The sequence below is a fragment of the Marinobacterium jannaschii DSM 6295 genome, assembly GCF_000620085.1.
In the GTDB taxonomy this organism is placed as follows: Bacteria; Pseudomonadota; Gammaproteobacteria; order Pseudomonadales; family Balneatricaceae; genus Pontibacterium; species Pontibacterium jannaschii.
The window spans coordinates 39784-46185 of record NZ_KK211067.1 but is presented as its reverse complement, the minus strand read 5'-3'; the positions used below and the strand labels follow the sequence as shown (position 1 = coordinate 46185).

9 protein-coding genes are annotated in these 6402 nt (G+C 53.5%); 6 read left to right on the top strand and 3 right to left on the bottom strand.

The window, feature by feature from the left end:
* Positions 1–260 (bottom strand): HvfA family oxazolone/thioamide-modified RiPP metallophore (locus Q354_RS28790; protein ID WP_036230983.1); only part of this gene is annotated, 260 nt, incomplete at its 3' end.
* Between the two features lie 254 nt (positions 261–514).
* Between Q354_RS28790 and Q354_RS0120740 the strand changes: the two genes are divergently transcribed.
* Both Q354_RS0120740 and bioA read left to right on the top strand, forming a co-directional pair.
* Positions 515–1495, top strand: a complete 981-nt coding sequence (locus Q354_RS0120740; protein ID WP_027859274.1) for an SLAC1 anion channel family protein — start codon at positions 515–517, stop codon at positions 1493–1495.
* 81 nt (positions 1496–1576) lie between these two features.
* On the top strand, positions 1577–2869 hold the full coding sequence (bioA, locus tag Q354_RS0120735) for an adenosylmethionine--8-amino-7-oxononanoate transaminase (protein WP_211252308.1): 1293 nt from the start codon (positions 1577–1579) through the stop codon (positions 2867–2869).
* On the opposite strand, the gene Q354_RS0120730 is transcribed toward bioA, so the two are convergent.
* Positions 2857–3483, bottom strand: coding sequence for a class I SAM-dependent methyltransferase (locus tag Q354_RS0120730; RefSeq protein ID WP_027859272.1), 627 nt, complete (start codon positions 3481–3483; stop codon positions 2857–2859). The genes bioA and Q354_RS0120730 overlap by 13 nt on opposite strands.
* Positions 3484–3539: 56 nt before the next feature.
* On the opposite strand from Q354_RS0120730, the gene Q354_RS0120725 reads away from it, so the two are divergent.
* Together Q354_RS0120725 and Q354_RS0120720 are read left to right on the top strand one after the other, a co-directional pair.
* Positions 3540–3980, top strand: coding sequence for an acyl-CoA thioesterase (locus Q354_RS0120725; RefSeq protein WP_027859271.1), 441 nt, complete (start codon positions 3540–3542; stop codon positions 3978–3980).
* Between the two features lie 139 nt (positions 3981–4119).
* Complete coding sequence (locus tag Q354_RS0120720) at positions 4120–4779, top strand: putative 2OG-Fe(II) oxygenase (RefSeq protein WP_027859270.1); 660 nt, start codon at positions 4120–4122, stop codon at positions 4777–4779.
* Positions 4780–4861: 82 nt separating this feature from the next.
* Here the strand turns inward: Q354_RS0120720 and Q354_RS28785 are convergent, their stop codons facing one another.
* Positions 4862–5632 (bottom strand): YecA family protein, encoded by a 771-nt coding sequence (locus tag Q354_RS28785; protein ID WP_027859269.1) that lies wholly within the window; start codon positions 5630–5632, stop codon positions 4862–4864.
* Positions 5633–5975: 343 nt separating this feature from the next.
* Between Q354_RS28785 and Q354_RS0120710 the strand changes: the two genes are divergently transcribed.
* Positions 5976–6233, top strand: a complete 258-nt coding sequence (locus Q354_RS0120710; RefSeq protein ID WP_027859268.1) for a type B 50S ribosomal protein L31 — start codon at positions 5976–5978, stop codon at positions 6231–6233.
* Between the two features lie 16 nt (positions 6234–6249).
* Entirely contained in the window at positions 6250–6390 is a 141-nt protein-coding gene (gene ykgO, locus Q354_RS0120705; protein ID WP_027859267.1) for a type B 50S ribosomal protein L36, read from the top strand.
* Positions 6391–6402: the final 12 nt, after the last annotated feature.

Below are 6402 nucleotides of genomic sequence, written 5' to 3'. Positions count from 1 at the left end.
CACTTACCTTCAGCTTTGGTTTTTTCGCCGCCGCATTTACCTTCGCCGCACTTACCTTCAGCTTTGGTTTTTTCGCCGCCGCACTTACCTTCGCCGCACTTACCTTCTACTTTTTTCGCTTCAGCAACCTGATAACCAGCACTCAGGTCAGTGGCCGCAAACGGGTTCTCAGCCGCATTGGCAACAGACGTCGTCGCAACACCAGCAATGAAAGCAGCGCCAACTGCAGCAACGATAGGTTTGATAGTATTGTTAGCCATGTGTATCACCTTCTTCTCAAATGTAGTAGTGGTTACAAATTATTGTTTTGTTATTAATTTTTCAGAGCCAGCCAGTTGCTCCTGCTTCTGTGACTGCCGCTGTAATTTAAAGTTTCCCAAACCTTAAATTTTTTTAATCTTTTTGTCAGCCCCTTACATTTCAAAGTGTTAAGCGAGCCTGACCGATTAGTTGTTGCCCGGGACTGCCTCGCGATATAGCATATTAGAAATCACTAATATCACTGGAGATCCCCATGTCTCAGGATGCTGCTTCAGCTACATCCGCCTCCCGGCTACAACATATGCCTGTGGCATTCTTTGCCATGATTATGGGTACTGCAGGTCTTACCCTTAGCTGGCAAAAAGCGTCCCACGTTCTGGGCCAGCCACTACAGATCAGTCAACTGCTTCTAATACTGGCCGTGTGCCTGTTTTTAACCGTGGTCATCAGCTATGGGCTTAAGATAAAACGCTTCCCTGAAATGGTGCTGAAAGAGTTTAACCACCCGATAAAAATAAGTTTTTTCCCAGCATTCTCAATCGGTATGCTGTTAATCAGTGTGGCCACGCTGGAAGTAAGCCGTAGTTTATCCCTGATACTCTGGCTGGCAGGAGCTGCACTGCATCTTGGCTTTACCATCCATGTTATGACACAGTGGATTCATCATCCGAAATTCCAAGTCCAGCATAGTACACCCGCCTGGTTTATTCCCGTGGTCGGCAATGTCATAGTCCCCATCGCCGGGGTAGAACATGGTTTTACCGAAATCAGCTGGTTCTTCTTTTCCATTGGCCTTGTTTACTGGTTGGTTCTGAAAACCTTAATCTTCAATCGCTTTCTGTTTCATGAACCGCTGCCGGAAAAACTGCTACCGACACTGTTCATCCTGATAGCACCACCGGCAGTTGGCTTTATCTCCTATATGAAGCTGAACGGTGGAGAGCTGGATAGCTTTGCCAGAGTCCTCTACTACGCAGCGCTGTTTCTGGTGCTGCTACTAAGTAGCCAGATTATGCGCTTTGCAAAGATTAGGTTTTACCTCTCCTGGTGGGCGTACTCCTTTCCGCTGGCGGCATTCAGCATCGCCACACAGACTGTGTACGCACAAACAGGCAGTATTGGATTACTTTTGCTGAGCTATTTCAGCCTGATTGTCTGTACGCTGGTGATCGGGCTGTTGCTGTATAAGACCTTTATAGCCGTGCGCAGCGGTGATCTGTTCCAGCCCGACTGATCCCCTCAGGCGTCCTGATATGGCACAATGCAAGGCAGCTCCGATGAGCTGCTTTTTTATTGCCAAACGGACCCACTCTCCATGTCACAGATCAGCGCCGAACAGATCGCCTTCGACCAGCAACATATCTGGCATCCCTACTCATCCATGATCAATCCACCGCCAGCGTATCCCGTGGTATCAGCCTCCGGCGTACGCCTGACCCTGAGTGATGGCCGCGAGCTGATCGACGGCATGGCTTCATGGTGGTCCGTTATCCACGGCTATGGCAATCCGGCGCTGAACGATGCAGCCCATCAACAGATCGACAGGATGTCCCATGTAATGTTCGGTGGCCTGACCCATGAGCCGGCGATTGAACTGAGCCGCAAACTGGTCGAACTGACCGCGCCACCACTACAGAAGGTATTTATTGCAGATTCCGGTTCGGTGGCGGTGGAAGTTGCACTGAAAATGGCGATCCAGTACTGGCACGCCCGTGGACAGGCCAGCAAGCATAAACTGATCACTATCCGTAACGGTTATCACGGCGACACCTTTGGCGCCATGTCAGTCTGCGATCCGGTCAACGGTATGCATGAGATCTTCACTGGCATCCTGCCGAAGCACTTTTTCGCACCGGCGCCACAGTGCGGTTTTGCCGATAGCTGGAATCCGGAAGATATCGCTGAACTGTCTGCCATGATGGAGCAGCATCAGGATGAGATAGCCGCACTGATTCTGGAACCGATCGTCCAGGGCGCTGGCGGCATGCGCTTTTACTCCCCGGAATACCTGCGGCAGGCGCGGGAGTTGTGCGACCGCTTCAATATCCTGCTGATCGCCGATGAGATCGCCACCGGCTTTGGCCGTAGCGGTGAACTCTTTGCCTGTGATCACGCCGGAATCGTGCCCGATATCCTTTGCCTGGGTAAAGCACTCACCGGCGGTTATATGACGCTGGCTGCCACCCTGACCACCACAGAGATAGGTGAAACCATCTCCCGGGGTGGCGCTGGCTGCTTTATGCACGGCCCGACATTTATGGGCAATCCGCTGGCCTGTGCAGTGGCCAATACCAGCCTGCAATTGCTGATCGACAGCGACTGGCGCAGCAACGTCCAGCGCATTGAAGCCGGCCTTAAAGCCGGACTGGCACCGGCCCGTGAGCTGGACAGCGTGGCTGAAGTTCGTTGTCTCGGGGCAATCGGGGTGATCGAGATGAAAGAACCTGTAGTGAACAGCGAGATCCAGCCGCTGTTTATCGAGCGCGGCCTCTGGGTACGCCCGTTCGGCAAACTGGTGTATGTGATGCCGCCGTATGTGATGAACGATGACGACCTGTCCCAGTTAACGACCGGTATGGTGGACGCCATCAAGACCTACCGCGGCTGAGCAGTACCGAAGATGATAGGTGAAACCAGTGCCGGGAACTCAGGATGGCGGTAGCTCCGCACGTTTGCAGTATCAAAACCGGCGCGACGCACCAGCTCCAGTGTCGGGCGGTTTAACTGGCAGCCTCCGGCACAGCGGTGCCAAAACGGATTGAGACGCCGCTGCCAGGCTGCCAGCCGGCTGCCCGGCTCGGCCTCGACATGCTCAAACAGCAGCAGCTCCCCCTCAGGCTTCAGTACCCGGCGCGCTTCCTGCAGCACCCGCAGCGGGTCTGGCACCGTGCAGAGCACCAGGCAACAGACCACCTGATCAAAGTATTCGCTGGCAAAGGGCAGCTGCTGCCCATCGCCCTGCACCAGTTGCACCTTCTGCCGGGTATTTTCCGGCAACCTGGCCAGCGCCTGCTGCGCCCAGCCGATAAGCGTTTTATCCGGCTCCAGCGCCCAGAGCTGATGCAGGCCGGCGCCGTAAAAACCGAAGTTGACTCCGGTACCGGCCCCCAGTTCCAATACCGTCCCTCTGGCAGCATTCAGCAACGACTCACGTTCGGCATCCATCTTTTTCGATGCCATCGCCAGCAACCGGGGAAATATATGACGCTGATACCATCCCATTCTCTGATCTCGCTGTTAGAATGATTCCTCAGGCTAATCGTAACAGGGAGTGACTTATGGCACGTATTAAACTCGATATGCCGGAACACTATACCTTCAGCACCGAGCTTCCGGTTCGCATCAGCGATATCAACTATGGCGGCCACCTCAGCAATGATGCGGTGCTGTCGATGATCCACGAAGCGCGAATCCGCTTTCTCAACCGCTATCACTACAGCGAACTCAATGTAGAAGGACTCGGGCTGGTACTCACCGATTCAGTCATCGTCTACAAGTCAGAAGGCTTCCACGGTGACCAGATACAGATTGATGTAGCCGTCGCAGACTTTAACAAATACGGCTGCGACTTCTACTACCTGCTCTCCAACAAACAGACCGCGGTCGAAGTGGCCCACGCCAAAACCGGCATCGTCTTCTTCGACTACGATCAGCGCAAGATAGAATCCATACCGGAAGAGTTCAAAAATAAGATGGAACGGGACACCGTGGTCATCTGACCCGATCCCTGACGGCAGGCCCGCCCCCGGCCTGCCGGTTTAAATCTCCGCAATCACTGTCAGCCATCAATAGGCGCGGCAAACCTGAACCATTACAATCAGCACCTATCCATTCACCTCACTGCCTGCAGGAACCCTCATGTCTCAGGAAACACCCATCATCGAGCCGATCGACGCCTGGTCCTCACCGCTGTTTGTCACCACTAATCCCGATCATGAGTTTCTGAAAGAAAGCCTGCTGGAATACGTCTACAACTACCACAGCCAGCAGGGGCAATCGATCGCCAGTGAAGTGGCCATTGGCGCCAAGCACCAGCTGTTTGAAAGCAAGCTGTGCTTTTTGGAAGCCGTTGATCCGGCCATTATGGAACTGCGCCGCATGCTGGAAGAGCTGATCGCCGCCGTCGCCAGCGAAGTCAACCAGTCCTACTGGCCGGAAGGTGCCGAAGCCGACGCCAATATTATCGAGTCCTGGTATCACATTACCCGTAACGGCGGCTATCACGATATCCACTCCCACCCGAACTGCTCATGGTGCGGCATCTATTACCTCGATCCGGGCGAATGCGACCTGGGTGCGCGTAACGGCGTTAACCGCTTTTACGACCCACGCATCAATGCCGAGCACTACGCCGATCCGGGTACAGCCTATCTCAGTAATCAGGGTTTCTGGGACTTTGAACCGGTCGAAGGCCAGATCGTGATCTTTCCTTCCTACCTGAAACACTCAGCCCTGCCCTATTTCGGTGACAAGGACCGGGTGGTGATCGCCTTTAACAGCGTGGTGGAGCTGGTCTGAACCCAGCCCAAGCTGCCGTACAATAAAAGGCGAGGTCAGTTTGAGTGACCTCGCCTTTTCAGATCTAGACTTAGAGTTCCTCTCAGTTGAGGCAACACTTCTTATACTTCTTGCCGCTACCACAGGGGCAAGGATCGTTTCGCCCCACCTGAACTGCTGAAGCGGGTAGCGAAGGCTCCGTATCAAATGCCTCCGGTAACGCACTAAGCGCTTCCTCATCCTGCTCCAATGCCTGCTCCTGAAGCATCGTCCCCATCTTGTGTATATAGTTGAGGGAATCGGAAACCATCGGTAACAGTTGCGGCAGATCCGCCGCCATCGCTGCCGCCTGCTCCGGCGTGTCGAACGCTAAATCCGGTGTATGGATCGCAGCCAGCAAAGAGGTAGCGCCATCGATATCCTCCCGCAGCTTCTCGGCAACCTCTTCCAGCCCTGCCTCTTCAGCCATATCATCACAAGCGGCTTCCCAGTGGGACATCGTGATAGTAAAGACCGTCAGATAACCTTCGATCCAGTCACACAACTCAGTCGACGCCTTAAAGCTATCGCCACAAGCCTCGATCGGATAGCGTTCATGTAACCGCAACTGGCCATTATCAAGCTGCAGTCCCAGGGTCTCCAATACCAGATCCACCGCAGCAAAGATGTCACTGGATTCATCCAGCAGCGCATCCAGCGCAACCTTGTCATCCTCCAACGCGAGAATAAGGATCTCCATATCGTCGATATATTCGGGGGATGAGAACAGGGCCGCAAAAGCCCCTTCAAATTTGTCCGCTGAAAAACAGCCCTCCATCCGGGCCGGATCTTTCAGAAACTCAGACAAGAGATTGCGGGCAGCGATGATATCCATAGGAAAATCCGTGGTTGCAAGCAGAGCCTTTGGGGCTCGCTGAGAAATAGAGCCGATCTGTCGCAAGTATAACGGAGAGCCATTGCCTGAAGCATTAGCAAAGACTGCTCAAAGCCACCAAAACCCCGCCAACTCTGATATTTGAAGCTTCAGGCCCCATCAGTCCAGGACTGATCTGAATATACCGGTTTGATTTGAAAGAAAGTGACTATCGGCAACGTTCTAACCCCCTCCTGCAACCCCACCGCTTTAAGTCATCAAAGCAACCAATGCAAACATACTTGATAATGATAATAACTATCATTTATTATTGTTACAAAGTAACATTTACAGGGATTCCCCAATGAAAAAGAACACTCATCCAGACTACGACTACGTTATTTTCCGTGACACCAGTTGCGGCAAGGACTTCCGCATCCGCTCCACCTGTAAGTCTAGTCAGACGGTAGTCTGGGAGGACGGCAACACTTATCCGCTGGTATCACTGGATATCTCCAGCGCCTCTCATCCGACCTACACCGGCGAGAAACGTCAGGCGAAGTCCGAGGGCCGTATCGCCCAGTTCAACAAGCGCTTCGGCAACCGCACAACAAAAGCGTAAAACCTAAGGAGGCAGCATGCAGGTTCTGAGTTCTCTGAAAACGGCCAAGAATCGTCACCCAGATTGTCAGGTGGTTAAGCGCCGCGGGCGCCTATACGTGATCTGCAAAAGTAATCCGCGCTTCAAGGCGCGCCAGGGAGCAGCCAAGAAGCGCTAAGCTGCAGCGCTG

What these genes read in the sequence shown, in the direction of transcription:
- Q354_RS0120740 (WP_027859274.1), top strand. Translation starts at nt 515, where the DNA reads ATGTCTCAGGATGCTGCTTCAGCTACATCCGCCTCCCGGCTACAACAT.
- bioA (WP_211252308.1), top strand. Translation starts at nt 1,577, where the DNA reads ATGTCACAGATCAGCGCCGAACAGATCGCCTTCGACCAGCAACATATC.
- Q354_RS0120730 (WP_027859272.1), bottom strand. Translation starts at nt 3,483, where the DNA reads ATGGGATGGTATCAGCGTCATATATTTCCCCGGTTGCTGGCGATGGCA.
- Q354_RS0120725 (WP_027859271.1), top strand. Translation starts at nt 3,540, where the DNA reads ATGGCACGTATTAAACTCGATATGCCGGAACACTATACCTTCAGCACC.
- Q354_RS0120720 (WP_027859270.1), top strand. Translation starts at nt 4,120, where the DNA reads ATGTCTCAGGAAACACCCATCATCGAGCCGATCGACGCCTGGTCCTCA.
- Q354_RS28785 (WP_027859269.1), bottom strand. Translation starts at nt 5,632, where the DNA reads ATGGATATCATCGCTGCCCGCAATCTCTTGTCTGAGTTTCTGAAAGAT.
- Q354_RS0120710 (WP_027859268.1), top strand. Translation starts at nt 5,976, where the DNA reads ATGAAAAAGAACACTCATCCAGACTACGACTACGTTATTTTCCGTGAC.
- ykgO (WP_027859267.1), top strand. Translation starts at nt 6,250, where the DNA reads ATGCAGGTTCTGAGTTCTCTGAAAACGGCCAAGAATCGTCACCCAGAT.